Source organism: Trichocoleus sp. FACHB-591, assembly GCF_014695845.1.
GTDB lineage: Bacteria > Cyanobacteriota > Cyanobacteriia > FACHB-46 > FACHB-46 > Trichocoleus.
On the sequence record NZ_JACJPA010000040.1, the window covers coordinates 22,940 to 39,789 of the forward strand.

The 16,850-nt window shown below is 48.9% G+C and carries 13 protein-coding genes; 9 read left to right on the plus strand and 4 right to left on the minus strand.

The features are described from left to right. The first annotated feature begins 19 nt into the window (after positions 1 to 19). The 3 genes from H6F90_RS06330 (at position 20) to H6F90_RS06340 (ending at position 2,280) form a co-directional block, all read left to right on the plus strand. On the plus strand, positions 20 to 361 hold the full coding sequence (locus H6F90_RS06330) for a DUF3082 domain-containing protein (RefSeq protein ID WP_190435022.1): 342 nt from the start codon (positions 20 to 22) through the stop codon (positions 359 to 361). Positions 362 to 928: 567 nt separating this feature from the next. Next, entirely contained in the window at positions 929 to 1,129 is a 201-nt protein-coding gene (locus H6F90_RS06335) for a DUF2811 domain-containing protein (protein WP_190435020.1), read from the plus strand. 470 nt (positions 1,130 to 1,599) lie between these two features. Beyond that, entirely contained in the window at positions 1,600 to 2,280 is a 681-nt protein-coding gene (locus tag H6F90_RS06340) for a PHP domain-containing protein (protein ID WP_242024368.1), read from the plus strand. A 398-nt stretch (positions 2,281 to 2,678) separates the two neighbouring features. Here H6F90_RS06340 and H6F90_RS06345 read toward each other — a convergent pair whose 3' ends face one another. After that, on the minus strand, positions 2,679 to 3,368 hold the full coding sequence (locus H6F90_RS06345; protein WP_190435018.1) for a response regulator transcription factor: 690 nt from the start codon (positions 3,366 to 3,368) through the stop codon (positions 2,679 to 2,681). 415 nt (positions 3,369 to 3,783) lie between these two features. Between H6F90_RS06345 and H6F90_RS06350 the strand changes: the two genes are divergently transcribed. From H6F90_RS06350 to H6F90_RS06360, 3 genes are all read left to right on the plus strand, one after another. After that, on the plus strand, positions 3,784 to 4,884 hold the full coding sequence (locus H6F90_RS06350; protein WP_190551225.1) for a peptidoglycan recognition family protein: 1,101 nt from the start codon (positions 3,784 to 3,786) through the stop codon (positions 4,882 to 4,884). A gap of 95 nt (positions 4,885 to 4,979) precedes the next feature. Further along, positions 4,980 to 5,498, plus strand: a complete 519-nt coding sequence (locus H6F90_RS06355) for a TIGR00725 family protein (protein ID WP_190551228.1) — start codon at positions 4,980 to 4,982, stop codon at positions 5,496 to 5,498. Between the two features lie 289 nt (positions 5,499 to 5,787). Then, a complete protein-coding gene (locus H6F90_RS06360) occupies positions 5,788 to 6,069 on the plus strand; it encodes a hypothetical protein (RefSeq protein WP_370587961.1) in 282 nt (93 codons plus the stop codon). Between the two features lie 66 nt (positions 6,070 to 6,135). On the opposite strand, the gene wecB is transcribed toward H6F90_RS06360, so the two are convergent. Beyond that, positions 6,136 to 7,248: a non-hydrolyzing UDP-N-acetylglucosamine 2-epimerase gene (gene wecB / locus H6F90_RS06365; RefSeq protein WP_190551230.1), complete on the minus strand. Its 1,113-nt coding sequence runs from the start codon at positions 7,246 to 7,248 to the stop codon at positions 6,136 to 6,138. Positions 7,249 to 7,689: 441 nt separating this feature from the next. Here wecB and H6F90_RS06370 point away from each other — a divergent pair, with 441 nt between their 5' ends. Together H6F90_RS06370 and H6F90_RS06375 are read left to right on the plus strand one after the other, a co-directional pair. After that, a complete protein-coding gene (locus tag H6F90_RS06370; RefSeq protein ID WP_190551232.1) occupies positions 7,690 to 9,030 on the plus strand; it encodes a type IV pilus twitching motility protein PilT in 1,341 nt (446 codons plus the stop codon). Between the two features lie 197 nt (positions 9,031 to 9,227). Further along, the gene (locus H6F90_RS06375; protein WP_190551234.1) at positions 9,228 to 10,013 is read left to right on the plus strand and encodes a circadian clock KaiB family protein; all 786 of its coding nucleotides are present in this window, start codon (positions 9,228 to 9,230) and stop codon (positions 10,011 to 10,013) included. Positions 10,014 to 10,020: 7 nt separating this feature from the next. Here the strand turns inward: H6F90_RS06375 and H6F90_RS06380 are convergent, their stop codons facing one another. Further along, positions 10,021 to 11,550 (minus strand): thioredoxin-like domain-containing protein, encoded by a 1,530-nt coding sequence (locus H6F90_RS06380; RefSeq protein WP_190551236.1) that lies wholly within the window; start codon positions 11,548 to 11,550, stop codon positions 10,021 to 10,023. Between the two features lie 32 nt (positions 11,551 to 11,582). Continuing rightward, complete coding sequence (locus H6F90_RS06385) at positions 11,583 to 13,901, minus strand: hypothetical protein (protein ID WP_190551238.1); 2,319 nt, start codon at positions 13,899 to 13,901, stop codon at positions 11,583 to 11,585. A gap of 671 nt (positions 13,902 to 14,572) precedes the next feature. On the opposite strand from H6F90_RS06385, the gene psaA reads away from it, so the two are divergent. After that, positions 14,573 to 16,828, plus strand: a complete 2,256-nt coding sequence (gene psaA, locus H6F90_RS06390) for a photosystem I core protein PsaA (protein WP_190434996.1) — start codon at positions 14,573 to 14,575, stop codon at positions 16,826 to 16,828. Positions 16,829 to 16,850 lie beyond the last annotated feature (22 nt).

The following is a 16,850-nucleotide window of genomic DNA, read 5'->3' on the forward strand; positions in this document are numbered from 1 at the left end:
TAGTTTTACAGGAAGAATTATGGCTAACCTCACGCCTCCCCCCAAGTCCAACTCAGCTTCCGAAGCTCAGGCTCTCCCTGGTCCCTTCCGTTGTTTGAGCGGTGCTTTGATCTCGGGTAGTCTGGCCTTTGCTGGCTATAAACTCACGATGTCGATCGCCACTACCTTTGCCGCCAAACCAATTCACTCGGACAACGCAACCGTGCTCAATATCGCTTCTGCCGTCCGAACTCTAGTAGTTGGGGTAGTAGCCCTAGGTGCAGGTGTGTTTGGCTTCGCGGCGCTCGGCCTCCTAGCCTTAGGCGTGCAAGTCGCGATCCAACGATTCAGCCAGCCTCATCCCCCTGCTGATCCTTCTTAAGACACGTCAAGAGACGGAGAGCTTTTGAACTTTTTGCAATTCTTATCATTCCCCAGACTTTTCCCCACGGTTTCCACAGCCTTTCCACAGAAACAGCCTAGTTTTTCCACAGGTTAAGAGGAGTTTTCCACAGGCTAAGTAAGTAGAACCGTAGCTTTGCGCCAATTTGGGGATTTTTCAGTTAACCGCCTCTGGAAATGAGAACGCCTAATTTTTTGTAAAGGAAAGTAACAAGAAATGCCCTCAAAAGCTGATTCTATCGTAAATCTTTTTTTTATCTGAAGGCGATCGCAACATTTCGAAGCATTGACAACCCTCCCCCCTGATAGCGCAAAATGATGCGACCCACTTAAATGCAACGCGGAGTTCTGATGATCGCAGTTGGAGCTTGTAGCAGTTGCTGAGCGCGCTAGCTTCACCCGAAACCTGATGCTTCCACATCAGAGCGTGGGTGAAAGGTGTTCCCGTAAGCTAGATCGGCGCTGCTTTCTGCTGTAACCTTTTTGCCGTCAGACAGGGACTAAACCGCATCCTATCCATTTCACCTTGGTCCAAGTAGAGGTCCTAATGAACGCAACCGTCAGCATCCTGGCAGAAATTCCTGAAGCCCTTCACGAATCTCTGTCTCACTATCTCGAATCCCATCCTGATTGGGATCAAGACCGTGTTTTTTCGGCAGCATTGTCGCTGTTTCTACTCCAAAACGGAGATGGCGATCGCCGAGCCGCTCGTGTTTATCTGGATACTTTGTTTAAACATCCAGTTTAAGTTCCGATTGGAAGCTCCCACTTCAGCCCAGTTCGGCTGAATTTGGGCCAAGCTTGATACTGAACTACTGCAAAAATTTAATAGTTGACTTCAAGACCGCTATTTTGTCCAGCCTGTATCTGCTTTCCTGCTCAGCCAAACCCTATAAGCTTTTTGCTGCGTTAAGGTAGGGCTTGGTATTGAGCAACGAATCATTCTCTACATTCACGACTATGCAGCTCAGGCTGGAGCGGCTTTATACCATCAGGGACTTTGGCTATTTCAGGTGCCACTACCCGTTTAATAGTTTTCACTTTAGTTTGATGGGCTTGATGTAATCGTTCCCTAACTTTAGAGACGATTCGGTGCCTCATCGTGGCAAGATGACCAAGTTTAAACTTGGTTATAGTAGACGAACTTACCTTAATTCACAAGTTCATATGGCGGTTAATCCTGCTCCGGTTGCTGTTTCTAGGCCAGCAGCGCAGAACATGCCAGCTCTCAGGTGGGTCTTGGAAACCATTCGTGCTGATAGCTGTCCCTACTCTTTCAACTTCCACATGCACACGGCCCATTCCGATGGCCAATTGCAGCCTGAAGACTTAATCGAACAGGCGATCGCGATCGGTCTAAAAGGTTTGGCTATTACTGACCACCACAGTGTCAGTGGTTACCGCATAGCACAGCAATACTTAGACGATTGGAAGTGGCGGTCAAGCTCCAGGAGGGGTAGTAGCAGCAATACTTGTCAGTCTGTGCCTTATTTATGGACAGGCGTGGAAATTAACGCCGATCTACTAGGGATCGAGGTCCACATTTTGGGCTACGCTTTCGATCCTGCTCATCCCTGCTTACAACTTTATCTGCAACACCGAGCCGTTCAAGGCAACGCCTACCAAGCAGCAAATGTCATCACTGCCATTCAAAAAGCTGGAGGTTTAGCAGTGTTGGCCCATCCAGCTCGCTATCGGCGATCGCCTGTAGACCTCATTCAAGCGGCGGCTCATTTAGGGATTGATGGCATTGAAACTTACTACGCCTACAACAACCCTAATCCTTGGAAGCCCAGTCCTAGCCAAACCGAGCAAGTTCAGAAGTTAGCGACTCACCACCAGCTATTGAGTACCTGTGGAACCGATACCCACGGCCTAAACTTACTACAGCGCCTGTAATTCTAAATTTAATCACTTTTGCTGAAGCACTGGAGATAGCGACTTAATAGACTACCTCCCAGTAACTTCTGCAATTTTATAATTTGAAAAGTCTGCTTGTAAAAATCAAGAAGTGTAAAGTTTTCTTATCTCAAGGCTCCGCTTTGGAGCGCTACTAATCCCACAATACCGATACTGCTAACGACCAAAAGTAGACCCATCGAGAGCGATTGACCTAGATGATTAGAAGCTTTCATGGTTGTCTCCACGTCTAAGGAATTTTACTGAGAATATCAGCCCTTCTCAGATTGAGACATAAGATGACGAAAACTTAATCTAAATCAATCTAAGTTAAAAATAATGGAAGCTTTAGCTCATTAATTTTTAACTTTTGTAACTAACCTGAAATTCCACAGTTTTCATTTCGTTAAGCCATGCTCAAGTGCGTACCGGACTAGTTCAGTACGGCTGTTGGTTCCAGTTTTGCTAAATAGACGGCTGACGTACTTTTCTACATTCCGCACACTCGTGTCGAGGCGGCGAGCGATTTCTTTGTTCATCAATCCCTCAGCAACTAGGTCAAGCACACTCTGTTCACGCGGTGTAAAATCGACTGGGATTGGAGCAGGAGTCGCTGAGATCGCATTTCGCTGCGTCAAGAGGGCTTTAATTTCAGCAATCTGACGAGCCATATCGGCAATATCTGGAGTTTCTCCATCTTCTGTGCCAGCCCTAGCAGTTCGACGTCCTAGCAAATTTTCCACGATCGCGACTAGTTCATCTGGGTCAAAAGGTTTGGGCAAATAAGCATCACAGCCTGCTTGATATCCCTGAATGCGATCGCTGGTCATGCCTCTAGCAGTTAAGAAAACCACTGGCAGTGCCTTAAAGCGGGCATCTTCTCGCATTTGCTTCAGGAACTGGTAGCCATCTACTTGCGGCATCATCACATCGGAGATCACCAGATCAGGTAGCTTTTGTTGTAGTAGTTGCCAACCCTCCTGAGCATTGCCAGCAACATCTACAGCAAAACCACTGTCTTCTAAATAAGCTTGCACTGCTTCCCGCAAACCAGGTTCATCATCTACCAACAGCACCTGTCCCGCCATCAATCGTTACCTACTATGTAGCATCAATTATTTTCTTAGCATTTGCCCTTAAAAGTCTCTACCGAGGGCAAGAAATTTACTATATTTATGGCTTTGAATAACAATCCAGAAGGTTAATTAATGAGTTTGATCTAGTTCAACTAATCTTAGAAATCGCTATAACAAATGATCAAATTACACTTTAGAAAGCAGTAGATCTGGATTACTTGAGTTGCACTTGAATTCTTGAGTCGCACTCAAATTATAGGCCGTTGAGTAGCACAGATCGGTTCTCAGTATGCTCTAATCATCATTTCCGCCTAGATTCAGCTTTGAATCTCAATACGATCCTTTATAAAAAAAACTAGTACTTCACTCAACAACTAGCACTTCTGCTTCCATAATTTCTTTACCGCTGCCCCAAGGTGTCATCCAAATGATCAAAGTTCTACAAGCCCCTACTGATCCGGTTCTAGTTAGACAAAAATTCTCGATTGTAGGGACGACCTCTCCAGAAAATGCTGGCAAAGCTATCGGCTTAACTATCGATGATCAGATTAAAACTTCTGGGCCAGTTGTGGGTGCAGACGGAGCTTGGCGAGTTGAGTTCGTCTTTTTACAACCTGGTAATCGTCAGCTAGAAGTGGCGATCGCGAATGAAAGCGTAGATGTGCCGATCGAAGTGGTCGCTGAAGCGGTTAAACCGATCATCTCGCCCCGCCTGCGTTTTGCTCCACTACCTCAAAATGTCCGTGCAGAAGAAGCTTTTATTCTGCGCGGCTTTGCGGATTCTTACCAAGAAGGAGATCAGCTAATTCTTAGAGCTGACAAAACGATCGAACTGGCCCGACCACGGGTGCAGGCAGGTCAATGGCAAGCAAGTTTGCTATTTCACGGTTCTGGCAAACGCCTAATCGAAATTATTGGCTCCGACCAAGACCGCGCTCAAACCACTTTGGAAGTGCAGCCCGCGGCATTACAAGTACTGCCCCGTAGCATTTGGACAAGCAAGCCCACTCCTTCGGATGTGGCTAATCTGCAACCTCGGCGGATTACCATGCATCACACCTTTGTTAGTCCTACCTTGTCGCCTAGTGCCAATCAGAGTCAAGAAATCCAACGGATGCGGCAGCTTTGGCAAAGCCATGTTGGCGGTAATGGCTGGAGCGATATTGGCTATCACTACGTAATCATGCCTAGTGGCAGAATTTACGAAGCTCGCTTTGAACGGAAACGTGGAGCCCATGACGTGATTAATGATGGTCTGGGAATCGCCTTCGATGGAGTTTACACCAGCGCCACCATCAGTCCTGCCCAGTTTCAGTCTGCTGTCGCTCTGTGCACGACCCTATGCAAACGCTATGGCATTGATGATCCGGTGAAACTTGTACCAACGCCCACCAATGCCTTTGGGATTCGTCAACTCCCCCGGATTTGTGCCCATCGCGATCGCGTGCAAACAGAATGTCCCGGTTCTGGAGGAGGCCGAACAATACGCCTAGAAGAAATTCGTCAAGCAGTCAGACAGCGCCTGTAACTGGAATGCCTTCAGATTGAATTCTAAGATTTGAATCTGAGAAAGGTACACCTAAACTCTCTCAAATTGCCCTTCACCCCACTAGCAGCAAAATTATGCCTAAAGTTGTGATCGGAGTGATGGGACCTGGGTCTGAGGCAACTGCCCTAGACCTACAAAATGCTTATACAGTCGGTCAGTTGATTGCTACAGAAGGGTGGGTGCTACTCACGGGTGGACGCAATGCTGGCGTAATGCATGCTGCGAGTCAAGGTGCCAAACAAGCAGGCGGACTAACGATAGGAATTTTGCCCAGCGCTGACAGGGCAGCAATGTCAGAGGCAGTCGATATTCCTGTCTTGACGGGCATGGGGAGTGCCCGCAACAACATTAATGTGCTCTCTAGCCAGGTGGTCATTGCCTGTGGCATGGGCGCAGGAACTGCTTCAGAAATTGCCCTAGCCCTTAAAGCTCAGAAAAAAGTGATTTTGTTAAATAAAAATGCTTCTAGCCAAACTTTCTTTAAAGGTCTGGCTCCCGAATTAGTATCTGTCGTAGAGCAGCCAGTTGCAGCGCTTGAAATAATCAAGGCTTTTTTAAGTGATGAAGATCACGTAAATAGAGCACTGAAATAAATCTAATCAGCGGGCAAATTAGGCTGAGCAATAGTCCTATAAACCACTTTCTAAGATTAGCGCTAGCGATCTGTGTAAATAAAAATTAGCCAAATTTCAGTAATACTTACATTTGCGATCGCTTGGCCTTCAACTTCTACTCATCCTGCTAGTTCACCGAATTTCTGACTGACAACCTCTAGATTGATGTCAAGGGATGCTTACTTAAGACAGTGTCAAAGAAACGCTTCCTCTGGGCAAACTAAGGTTAGCGCATGAAGTACTGAACTATATTGCTGGGGTGATTGTTGTGGCGGACAATACAGGCATCAATACCAATAAAGACAAGTTCCTCTATCCAACCGGGCGGTATTACGGTGAGTTCACACCCGAATATTTAGCCTTTAATGCTAACTTGCAAGAGTTTACTCAACGGGTTTCCATTATTTGCGGCTTAGAAGCAGGCGGCAAAATTTCTCCGACAGAAGCTTATGAGGAAATTCAGAAGTTATGGCAGCAGCTCAAAGTTTCTAAGCAAAATTTGTTAGATCAGCAGCGCCCCCGCCAAGTTGATTTACCTGACGAAAATTAAGTTGCTGCTGGGCTTTCTTAGACCACCGAGCTAAATTCCTCAGACCTGAGTAATCAAAATTCTGAATTATTCAAAATACTGAGTCACGATTTTTAGAATCCGCTCAGCCGCTCGTCCATCTCCAAAGGGATTAACGGCAGTTGCCATCTTTTCATAAGCAGTGGGATGACTCAAGAGATCGGTCGCTGCATTGATAATGTCCGCTGGTTGGGTTCCCACTAGCTTAGCCGTGCCAGCCGCGATCGCTTCGGGCCGTTCTGTGGTTTCCCGCAAGACCAATACGGGCTTACCCAAGCTAGGCGCTTCTTCTTGCAGTCCGCCGGAGTCTGTCAATAGCAAATAGCAACGTTGGATCGCCCCAACTAAATCAGCATAATCTAGAGGTTCAGTCAAAAAAGCCCTAGGATGCTTGCCTAAAAGAGCTTGCAAGGGTTCTCGCACGGTCGGATTGCGGTGTAGCGGCAGCAATAAAGCGGTGTCAGGGAACTTATCGAGAATTTCCAAAAACCCCTGACCAATATCTTGCAACGGCTCACCCCAGTTTTCTCGGCGGTGTACCGTCGCCAGCAGCACTCGATGTTGCTGCCAGTCTAAGCCTGGAATATTACAAACAGGGTGATGCGCTGCCACAGATAGCAGAGCATCAATCACCGTATTACCTGTTTGGTGAATTTCGCCTACCACACCAGAGCGTTGTAAATGCTCTACAGCCAGAGTCGTCGGGGCAAAATGTAGCTGAGTTAACTGCGAGACCAACCGACGATTCGCTTCTTCGGGATAAGGGTTGTAGAGGTCATCCGTGCGCAAACCCGCTTCCACATGACCCACCGGGATTTTTTGGTAGAACGCTGCCAGAGCGGCAGCAAATGCTGTAGTAGTATCACCTTGGACTAAAACAATTTGCGGCTCAATTTCCTTAAATAGACGCTCTAGCCCCTGCAAGCTGCGGCAAGTAATATCAGTGAGAGTTTGCTGAGGTTGCATAATTGCCAAGTCTTGATCGGCTTGCAAGTCAAACAGTTGCATCACTTGTGCAACCATTTCTCGATGTTGACCTGTCAAAACTACTTGCGTATCGAAACGGTCAGAACGCCGAAACTGTTGAATTACAGGGGCCATTTTGATGGCTTCGGGGCGGGTGCCTAACGTCACGCAAACTCGAATGGGAAATTGCTGCATTGAACTGAATCGATTGTAAATAACAACTCACGCAAAGGCTTTTCCTAGGCTAATCGCCTCTACCAACCTGCCTCACTTCATAACACTTATACCCGATACCTGACTCTCCTATACCTACCTGTTGCTGCTTCCCCAAGACATGGGACACAGTAATTTCAATCTCTTTGATGCTTTGACAAAGTCACGGGGGAACCCTGAGCAAGATGGAAGTCAATAAAATGCTTTCGACCAAAATCTTTGGCTTAGGTATATACGTTAGAAAAGTTTTGCAGTTACTCTATGGAATGATAGGTAGTTGCGTATCCTGACAAAAAAGTCAAGCCTTTCATCCAGGAAGTTAAGGCAGTCGGGAGCTTGAAGCTTTTCCCAGTCAAATCTGCATTGGCTTGACAGACTTCTACGGGTTGTTTGCATCTCAACGTTCTTGTAGAGAAGTAGTATATGACAGAATCACAGCGCCCACCCATCTCGCCGCCCCCTGCTCCTGGTCCCCGCGTACCTCCACCGCCTCCACCCCCCATGCGGTCTGCTGCCACTACTGTACCTACAGGGGCTACTCAGCAAATGTCTCCCCAGACGATGCCTATGCCAACGGCTACCGCAGCTCAAAACCCTGCGCCGCCTCCAATGGCTCCTCCCCCAGCGCCTCCTGGATCTCCTGCGGGGCACCGTCCTGGTGCACCACCGAGTTCTCCTAATGCGGCTCGCAAAACCAATACTGGCGCACCCACCCTAGAGCAGTTGGTCCGGGAAGCTTACGATAAAGGCTTTTCTGACGTTCACTTGGGAGTTGGTGAAACTCCGCGCTTCCGGAACCGGGGAGAAATTGACACGACGAACTACCCCGTCACAGATGAAGCCACCTTTATGAGTTGGTTGCGAGAGATTTTGTCTGATGAGGAAATTCGTCGTTTTCAGGACACGCTAGATTTTGACGGTGCCTCTCAGTACGACTTTGCCCGCATCCGGATCAATATTTTTGATTCCCTACACGGCCCTGCAATGGTGCTGCGATTGATTCCGGTGAAGATCTTGACGATGGAGGAACTCAGCCTACCTCCGGTCTTCCGCGATTTGTGCCATTACCACAAAGGCTTGATCTTGGTGACAGGGCCAACAGGTTCCGGTAAGTCCACCACGATGGCGGCGATGATCGACTACATCAATAAGGAGATGCCGAAAAACATCATCTCTATTGAGGACCCGATTGAATTCGTCCACAAAAGTCGGCGATCGCTGATCAAGCAGCGGGAAGTCGGGATTAACACCCTCAAGTTTGATAACGCTTTAAAAGCTTCTTTGCGGGAAGACCCAGACATCATCCTGATTGGGGAGATGCGCGATCGCGAGACAGTGAACACGGCACTCAAGGCAGCGCAAACAGGTCACTTAGTGTTTGGTACCCTGCACACCAACAGCGCTGTGAAAACGATTGAGCGGATTCTGAACCTCTATAACCCAGAGGAACAAGGCCCCATGCGGATTCAGGTGGCAGAATCTCTCATCGGTGTCATTGCTCAGGGTCTCGTGCGGACAACCGACGGCAAACGGGCCGCGATTCACGAAATCATGATCAACACTGACGCCATCCGTGACTACATTAAGCGGGGCGACGTGGATGAAGTTGAGGCGATCATTCCGAAATGTACCTTTGACGGTATGTGCACGATGAACCAGTCGCTGTACAAACTCTACGAAGCAGGTCGGATTACTGAGGAAACCGCACTAGAGGCGTCGCCTAAGGCGAACGAAATGGCTATGACCCTGAGAGGCCGTATCTAGCAAGAGCCAGCTCACTCAGCTTTAGGGTAAAAGTATTTTCTCTAACCCTACCCGTGAGTTTCTGTTACATTAGTCATCCACTTCAAGCAACTGCTTTCACCTAGAAAGTAGTTGCTTTTTTCCATAGGTTAGTTCAGCGCAGTGCTAGATTAAATCCTTACAATTTCTATACATGATCTCCTAGCTGTAAATATCTCTTGAATCAAGCTCGCTCTTCACCGCCACAACTATTCAAAGGCATTGCCCTATTTACGCCCAAAGGGGATCTAATTTATTGCATCGATCCAAACAAGCAAAAGCGTTGGCATTTGCATTTATGTGTGGCTTTGCAAGAAATTTTGGGCTTACCAGAACCGCCTCACTTTCTCGTTCCTTGCTACACTGCCACGATCGATCGCTGGCTTGATCCTCAAACTAAGCAGGTGCGCGTGTTTGCAGAGGCCTATCCCCCGGTTTTACGTCATCAAGCCTTGCTCAATGCTTTATTTGAAACCAAACATTTAGCCTGGCAACCTGTGGCGATCGCTGATGGCTTATGTGACCCCATGGTTTTGGCCGCTTATCGCCGTCAATTTCCCCAACTGTGGGAATCGCATGAATTAATTGTCCGTTTCGACCAAAACTTTTCTCGTTGGGAAAGTGCTCCTACAGCACCGTCGCGATCGCTCCATGAGCTAGATGAGACGCTTGTGGCATCTAAGCGCACCACCCAGGGATATGTGCTCCGATTGTTTGTATCTGGGCATAGTGCGGCAACTGAGCAAACTCTACAAACCTTACATGAACTTTTAGAGAATTCGCTGCATCACCCCTATACACTCAAGGTCATTGATATTCTGAAGCACCCCGAACAAGCAGAGACAGACCAAGTTTCTGCTACACCGACACTAGTGCGGGTGTGGCCTCATCCAGTGCGGCGCATTGTGGGAGAGCTAGATAATGTGAACCGAATTCTACAGGTCCTTGGCACACCAGATAGCTAGCTAAGAACTAGAGGGTGAAGTCTGGCCAACAAAGAGTTGGGCTGCACAAGCCAGGAAAGGTCAAAGTGGAGACAGTTAAGGTATCTAGAGCAACGCAGCGAATGGCATGGTTGTTGGTATCCGCTACATACAGGCGATCGCCCCAAATACTGAGGCCAGAGGGTTCGGCAAAAGAGCTATCAGTACCTTGCCGATCTTGATGCCCAGCTTGTCCATTGCCCACCAAAGTTTGACAATGCTGAGTGCTTAGGGCAACTCGCTTAATTTTGTGATTGTAGGTGTCTGCAACCCACAAGTTTCCTTGAGCATAGGTAATGCCTAAACAATGCTGAAGGCGCGCCGCTTCCCCTATGCCATCTACGTCACCGAAGCTAAATAACTCTCCGCTTCCACAAATGGTTCTAACTTGATAGTTTGGGCCTAAGCCTATGCCCCGAATGGCGCTGATTTCACTATCAGCTACATAGAGTTCTTGCCCATCTGTACTGATACCGCTGGGCTGAGCAAAAGCTGCCTGGGTCGGTTCTCCATCAACTCCCCCTTCTGCGCCACTACCTGCATAAGTTTCAATAAATCCAGCTAATAAGTGCATGATCCAAATTTGATGTGGCCCTGCCATCGCAATGAAGAGGCGATCGCCTACTTTTTCGACATCCCAGGGAGAATTTAACGGCGTTTCTAAAGCCAATCCTTGCTGAGGTCGAATTAAACGGTTTTGGATTCCGGTGCCAGCGATCGTATCTACCCGTTGTTGCCTCAAGTCAACACGACGCAGCGCATGATTTTCAGCATCGGCTACATAGAGAATCAACTGGTCTGAGTCAAGACTCATCCCTTGAGGCGCAAAAAATTTGGCTTCCGCAAAAGTGCCATCTACTAACCCAGGTTCCCCAGTCCCGATCACATGTCGCACTTCACCTGTCAGCGTCGCTATAACTAACCGATGGTGACCAGAGTCAGCCACAAATAACCAAACTTCTGTCCCCACCTGCCCAACTAAAACTTTGCCCGGAAAAGCAAGAGAGCTAGTCAGGGTTTGCTGTTGCTTTTCCAGGGTAAAGCTCAGTTCTTTTAAGCGCAGAGTTTCTTGAGTTTGAGAGTTTTGGAATAGCTCATCTAGTAAAGCTTCTAGGCGATCGCGGCTGACTTCCCCAGTCAAAGAATGCCGCACATACCCAGCAGGGTCAATGATGACTATAGTGGGCCAAGCTCGAACCGCGTACTGCTGCCAAACTTCAAACTCACTGTCTACCAGCACCGGATGTTCAACGTCGTAGCGCAGAACTGCCTGACGGATGCTGTTTAGCTCTTGCTCATTGGTAAATTTAGCGGAGTGAACTCCAATCACTGTGAGGCTGTCTTTGTACTTCTGCTCCAGGTATTTCATAGTTGGCAGAACATGAAGACAGTTGATGCAGCCGTAGGTCCAAAAGTCTAATAAAACAAACCGACCTCGAAGCGATCGCAGCGTCAAAGGATGAGCTGTGTTCAACCAAGGTCGGTCTTGTGGAAGTTCTGGGGCTCTAACGCGAGGCATGAGTATCTTCTAGCAATCAAGCCCCAAAGTTTTTAAGGAGTTTCGAGAGATTCTACGCTGTCAACCGAACTGCCAGCCTCAGCTTCTGGATTACTATCAGGTGAGTCCGTAATTGCGGGTAAGCTGGGAGACGCAAACTTCTCGCGCAGTTGCTGTACGCGATCGGACTGCTCTGGTGCTTGAATGATAGGCACTTCCTTAGGCACAGCAGGTGCAATCGGTGCTGGCTGCGAACGTTTACGGATCGTTGGAGCTGTCTGCTGCGGTAGCGTAGGCTTGGGCTTTGGCACCACCACCTCCGGCAAGGCAGGAGTCACAATTGGCGCAGGCATCACAGGAGCAGGAGTTGCCTGGTGCAGCCGCTCAAAAATGTCTCCATACTTAGACTCCAGCGTTGGCTCTGGGACTTCAGGCTCTGCTACAGATGGCTCTAGGCTAGGAGCGATCGCGGGTTCCGCAGCTTCTATGCTGGGAGTTACTTCTGGAGCCTCGATCGCCTCTGGTGCTGGAGGCGCAGCCGGAGCAGGCACTAAACTCCGAAAACGATTAAAAAAGCCACCCGGTTTAGATTCAGGGGGTTGAGCCTGGAGATTTTCGTCAGCCGATGGAGTTTCCGCCTCAGTTGGAGTAGGCTCAGCCGTGTCAGTTGGGACTGCTGGCTCTACGACTGGAGTTTCTGTGACCTCTGGTGCGATGATCTCTGGCGCGAGGTTGGGAGCAGGCGGACGGAGATTAAAGAACCCAGTTGGCTTGGAAGTTGCAGGTGTTTCAACCTTAGCGGGCTCCTCAGCAGCTTCAGGCGATGCAGTACGAGTCGCAGCAGGGGTTGGCTCTATGTCACTAGAAGTTTCTGAAGTTGGAGCTTCCAGTAAGTCTGGAAAAGTGGGCGCATCAGTAGGAGCTGGAATCACAGGACTAGGCGCTGACCGACGGAAGCGGTTGAAGAAACCACCCGATTTGGGCTTTGCAGTCTCTAGTGGCTCTGGGGTTACTGCTGCTGGTGATTCTGTTTCTTCTTCAGGTATAGAAGGAGGGATAGATTCCAGTGGCTCTGAAGAAGGTGCGATCGCTGGTTCTGGCTGAGTTTCTGGGAGAGTCTCAGGCTCAGGAGTCTCAATCACCTCTGGCTTACTTCTAGGGACGAAGTTTGGCTTCGGGGTGGTGTAAATCGGAGCAGCCGGACTCCGGAAGCGATTGAAGTAGCCACCTGGCTTGGGAGCCTCTGGTTGCTGAATTTGAGGTGGAGCAGGAGATTGGTTGGCCTTTGGCTCAGGCAGAGTTTCTGTAAAAGGTGTGGGAGAGAATTGCTCTTCTGGTTGTTCTTCTGGCAACTCGTCTACTGGCTGCTCATCTACGGCAGGGCTGCTAGGTACTGGCGCGATCGCCTCAGGTTCAGGCGCGGGAATTTGTAACTTATAGTTCGGATCGACAATGCCCCGCGCTTGTTCTGCTGAAATTTCGCCTCGGACCAGCTTAGACAGAGTATCTTGGCCATTGAGTTCGTAAGTAATTAGTCGCACCGTATTGTTAAAGGCATTCCCAATCGGCTTACTCTTCTCATCCAGCAACTCTAGCTGTACCCAGTTTTTGCCGGGCTGAAAACCTTTGAGGTAAAGCGGTTGCCAGCGATCGAAGATAAAGCTTTCCCCATTAATAGTGCAGCGAATCCGCCAATCGGAGATGTCGTCATCGTCTTCTTCCTGGGCCACCAAATGCAAAGGTGTATTGGTCAGGTAGAAGTCGAGCATGATTGGCTCAGCACCATACTCTCCCTTGGGGCGGCTATAAGTTAGCAGCGGTTGTTCTAAATCTGGCGTATTTTCTTGGGTCTTAGTAAAGACATGAAAAGTAGTTTGAGCGTAGGCACCCTCATTCTTAAAGCTTTCATGCCAAGGCCGCGAGGCAAAGACTCGTAGCGTATGACTTCCGGGTGCTACATCTTTCAAGATCAAAGGTTGCTCAGCGTTATAAACAGCCTCATAAGGCTCATTGTCTAAAATCACATGTAAATGTGGCCCTAGACCCAGTTGAGCATCTTTGAATAGAGGTAAATCTGTGACTTGGAATCGCACCGATACAGTGTTGTCTTGCAGCACTTCACTCGGGCGAGGGCTAAGAATCGAGACTTGAGGCTGATATTTTTCTAGGCTTTGCCGCAGTGTTTGAATGACTTCCGGCGGAGAAACTTCTGAGACTTTGCCTGCTTTTCCTACAAGTTGAGGAGATCCGGCGGGACTAGGAAGTCGCGCTTCGGAGCGATCGCCACAGCTTACTAGGCCCATCACCAAACTGACTGCTACTAGGAATGAAACGAAACCTTTAGCAGCACACCGCCAATTCATCGCAAACACGCAGCATTACTCCTAAGCGACCGACATCAAAAATCTTTACGCAAGTCGTTCCTAAGGAACTATAACGAAAAAGGCTTTCACTCCCCGATTGCACCTCAGTTGAGTATGAGTCATTGCGGAGTTACAGCACGATATTACTCTAAGGCTAAAACCTATATTCCCAGGTCTTGTCACTTGGAAAAAGCTAGTTCGCCTGCTTTTCAGCCAATTTCGCTAGAGCGTGTCGCAGCGTCTAGGAGGAGTAACCTGACTTAAAAGTGGGCTTTACTAGCGATCGTTTTTTTACACTTCTTAGCGCTATGTGAACTTATGCAAATCTCCTTGACATTTTGCTCAGCATCACAAAACGTCAAGCTCAGACCCACTAATGGTTTAGACAACTTGAATTATTGTTAACTGCTACGTAAACCCAACCTAAGGCAAGCCTATAATTCACCTTGAAGCTCCCCTCAGGCACTCCGCATCATACTTCAACCTCTCGCGGGACGATAATGATAGCGATTGCATTCTTTTCTGAATCCCAAATTCAGATGGGGTTACAAAGCTTAGTTCAGGTCTCATAAACTTGGATGCGGCTTCTGTAACGGTTCAGAAAAGGGCTCTAGGTGAATTCACAGCACCTCTGAGGGTGGGAGATTCCTCGTTCCTTGTCTAAAGAGAGGAGAGTCTCAATGGCAGTTAGTCCACAGGAGCGAGAGGCTAAAGCAAGGGTGGTCGTTGACAAAGACCCAGTTCCTACTTCTTTCCAGAAGTGGGCGCAACCAGGGCACTTTGACCGGACCCTCGCTCGAGGACCCAAAACCACTACTTGGATTTGGAATCTTCATGCCCTCGCTCACGATTTTGATAGTCATACTAGTGACTTAGAAGACGTATCCCGTAAAATCTTCAGTGCTCACTTTGGCCACCTGGCTGTAGTGTTCATCTGGCTCAGCGGGATGTATTTTCATGGCGCTCGCTTTTCAAACTATGAAGCTTGGCTGGCTAACCCTCTAGGCGTTAAACCTAGCGCTCAGGTGGTTTGGCCGATCTTTGGCCAAGAAATCTTGAATGCAGACGTAGGCGGCGGTTTCCAAGGTATTCAGATTACCTCTGGTTTCTTCTATATCTGGCGCGCTGCTGGCTTTACTAATACCTACCAGCTATATGTCACCGCTATCGGTGGTCTGGTAGCAGCTGCTCTGATGCTGTTTGCTGGCTGGTTCCACTACCACAAACGGGCTCCGAAGCTGGAGTGGTTCCAAAACGTTGAGTCTATGCTCAACCACCACTTGGCTGGTCTATTCGGTTTGGGCTCGCTATCTTGGGCTGGTCACCAAATCCACGTAGCACTGCCTATCAACGCCTTGCTAGATGCAGGCGTTCCAGCTGATCAGATTCCTCTGCCCCACGAGTTCATCCTGAACTCCAACTTAATGGCAGAGATTTTCCCCAGCTTTGCTAAGGGTCTAACTCCTTTCTTCACCTTGAACTGGGGTGAGTATGCAGACTTCCTGACCTTTAAAGGTGGTCTGAATCCAGTGACAGGTGGTTTATGGCTAACTGACACTGCACATCACCATTTGGCGATCGCAGTTCTATTCCTGATTGCTGGTCACCAGTACCGCACCAACTGGGGTATTGGCCACAGCATCAAAACCATTCTGGAAAATCATAAAGGTCCCTTTACAGGCGAAGGCCATAAAGGTCTTTATGAAAACCTGACCACTTCTTGGCACGCTCAACTGTCGATCAACCTGGCAATGGTTGGTTCCTTGAGCATCATCGTGGCTCAGCACATGTACGCAATGCCTCCGTACCCCTACCTGGCGACGGACTACGCGACACAGCTTTCCATCTTCACTCATCACATGTGGATTGGTGGCTTCTTCATCGTTGGTGGAGCTGCTCACGCCGCGATCTTCATGGTGCGTGACTACGACCCAGTCGTAAACCAAAACAACCTCTTAGATCGCGTCCTGCGTCATCGGGATGCCATCATTTCTCACCTCAACTGGGTGTGCATTTTCTTGGGTCTCCACAGCTTCGGTCTGTACGTGCACAACGACACGATGCGGGCTTTGGGTCGTCCCCAAGATTTGTTCTCGGATTCTGCAATTCAATTGCAGCCTATCTTTGCCCAGTGGATTCAAAATGTTCATACCTTAGCTCCAGGTGGTACTGCTCCTAACGCGCTGGCTCCTGCTAGCTATGCGTTTGGTGGTGGTGCGGTTGCTGTCGGTGGCAAGGTCGCAATGATGCCCATCGCATTGGGTACGGCGGACTTCATGGTTCACCACATCCATGCGTTCACGATTCACGTCACTGTCTTGATCCTGCTGAAGGGCGTACTATTCGCTCGCGGCTCTCGCCTAGTTCCTGACAAAGCCAACCTGGGTTTCCGTTTCCCTTGCGACGGTCCTGGTCGTGGCGGCACCTGCCAAATTTCTGGTTGGGACCACGTCTTCCTAGGTTTGTTCTGGATGTACAACTCCATCTCGATCGCAATTTTCCACTTCAGCTGGAAGATGCAATCGGATGTGTGGGGTACTGTCAATCCTGATGGCACCGTGTCTCACGTCACGGGTGGCAACTTTGCTCAAAGTGCAATCACGATCAACGGTTGGTTGCGTGACTTCCTCTGGGCACAAGCTTCTCAGGTCATTCAGTCCTACGGTACAGCGCTGTCTGCTTATGGCTTGCTGTTCCTCGGTGCTCACTTCGTTTGGGCATTCAGTCTCATGTTCCTGTTCAGCGGTCGCGGCTACTGGCAAGAACTAATTGAGTCTATTGTCTGGGCTCACAACAAACTGAAAGTGGCTCCTTCTATCCAGCCTCGTGCTTTGAGCATCATTCAAGGTCGTGCTGTAGGGGTGGCTCACTTCCTCCTGGGAGGAATTGTCACAACCTGGGCATTCTTCCTAGCTCGATCAATTTCGATAGGATAAGGGCGAGGAGGACTCCCTAAAA

Excerpts from the sequence above, each read along its gene's own strand:
- psaA (WP_190434996.1), top strand. The coding sequence starts at position 14,573 with ATGGCAGTTAGTCCACAGGAGCGAGAGGCTAAAGCAAGGGTGGTCGTT.
- wecB (WP_190551230.1), bottom strand. The coding sequence starts at position 7,248 with ATGCAGCAATTTCCCATTCGAGTTTGCGTGACGTTAGGCACCCGCCCC.
- H6F90_RS06330 (WP_190435022.1), top strand. The coding sequence starts at position 20 with ATGGCTAACCTCACGCCTCCCCCCAAGTCCAACTCAGCTTCCGAAGCT.
- H6F90_RS06340 (WP_242024368.1), top strand. The coding sequence starts at position 1,600 with ATGCCAGCTCTCAGGTGGGTCTTGGAAACCATTCGTGCTGATAGCTGT.
- H6F90_RS06370 (WP_190551232.1), top strand. The coding sequence starts at position 7,690 with ATGACAGAATCACAGCGCCCACCCATCTCGCCGCCCCCTGCTCCTGGT.
- H6F90_RS06355 (WP_190551228.1), top strand. The coding sequence starts at position 4,980 with ATGCCTAAAGTTGTGATCGGAGTGATGGGACCTGGGTCTGAGGCAACT.
- H6F90_RS06350 (WP_190551225.1), top strand. The coding sequence starts at position 3,784 with ATGATCAAAGTTCTACAAGCCCCTACTGATCCGGTTCTAGTTAGACAA.
- H6F90_RS06335 (WP_190435020.1), top strand. The coding sequence starts at position 929 with ATGAACGCAACCGTCAGCATCCTGGCAGAAATTCCTGAAGCCCTTCAC.
- H6F90_RS06380 (WP_190551236.1), bottom strand. The coding sequence starts at position 11,550 with ATGCCTCGCGTTAGAGCCCCAGAACTTCCACAAGACCGACCTTGGTTG.
- H6F90_RS06345 (WP_190435018.1), bottom strand. The coding sequence starts at position 3,368 with ATGGCGGGACAGGTGCTGTTGGTAGATGATGAACCTGGTTTGCGGGAA.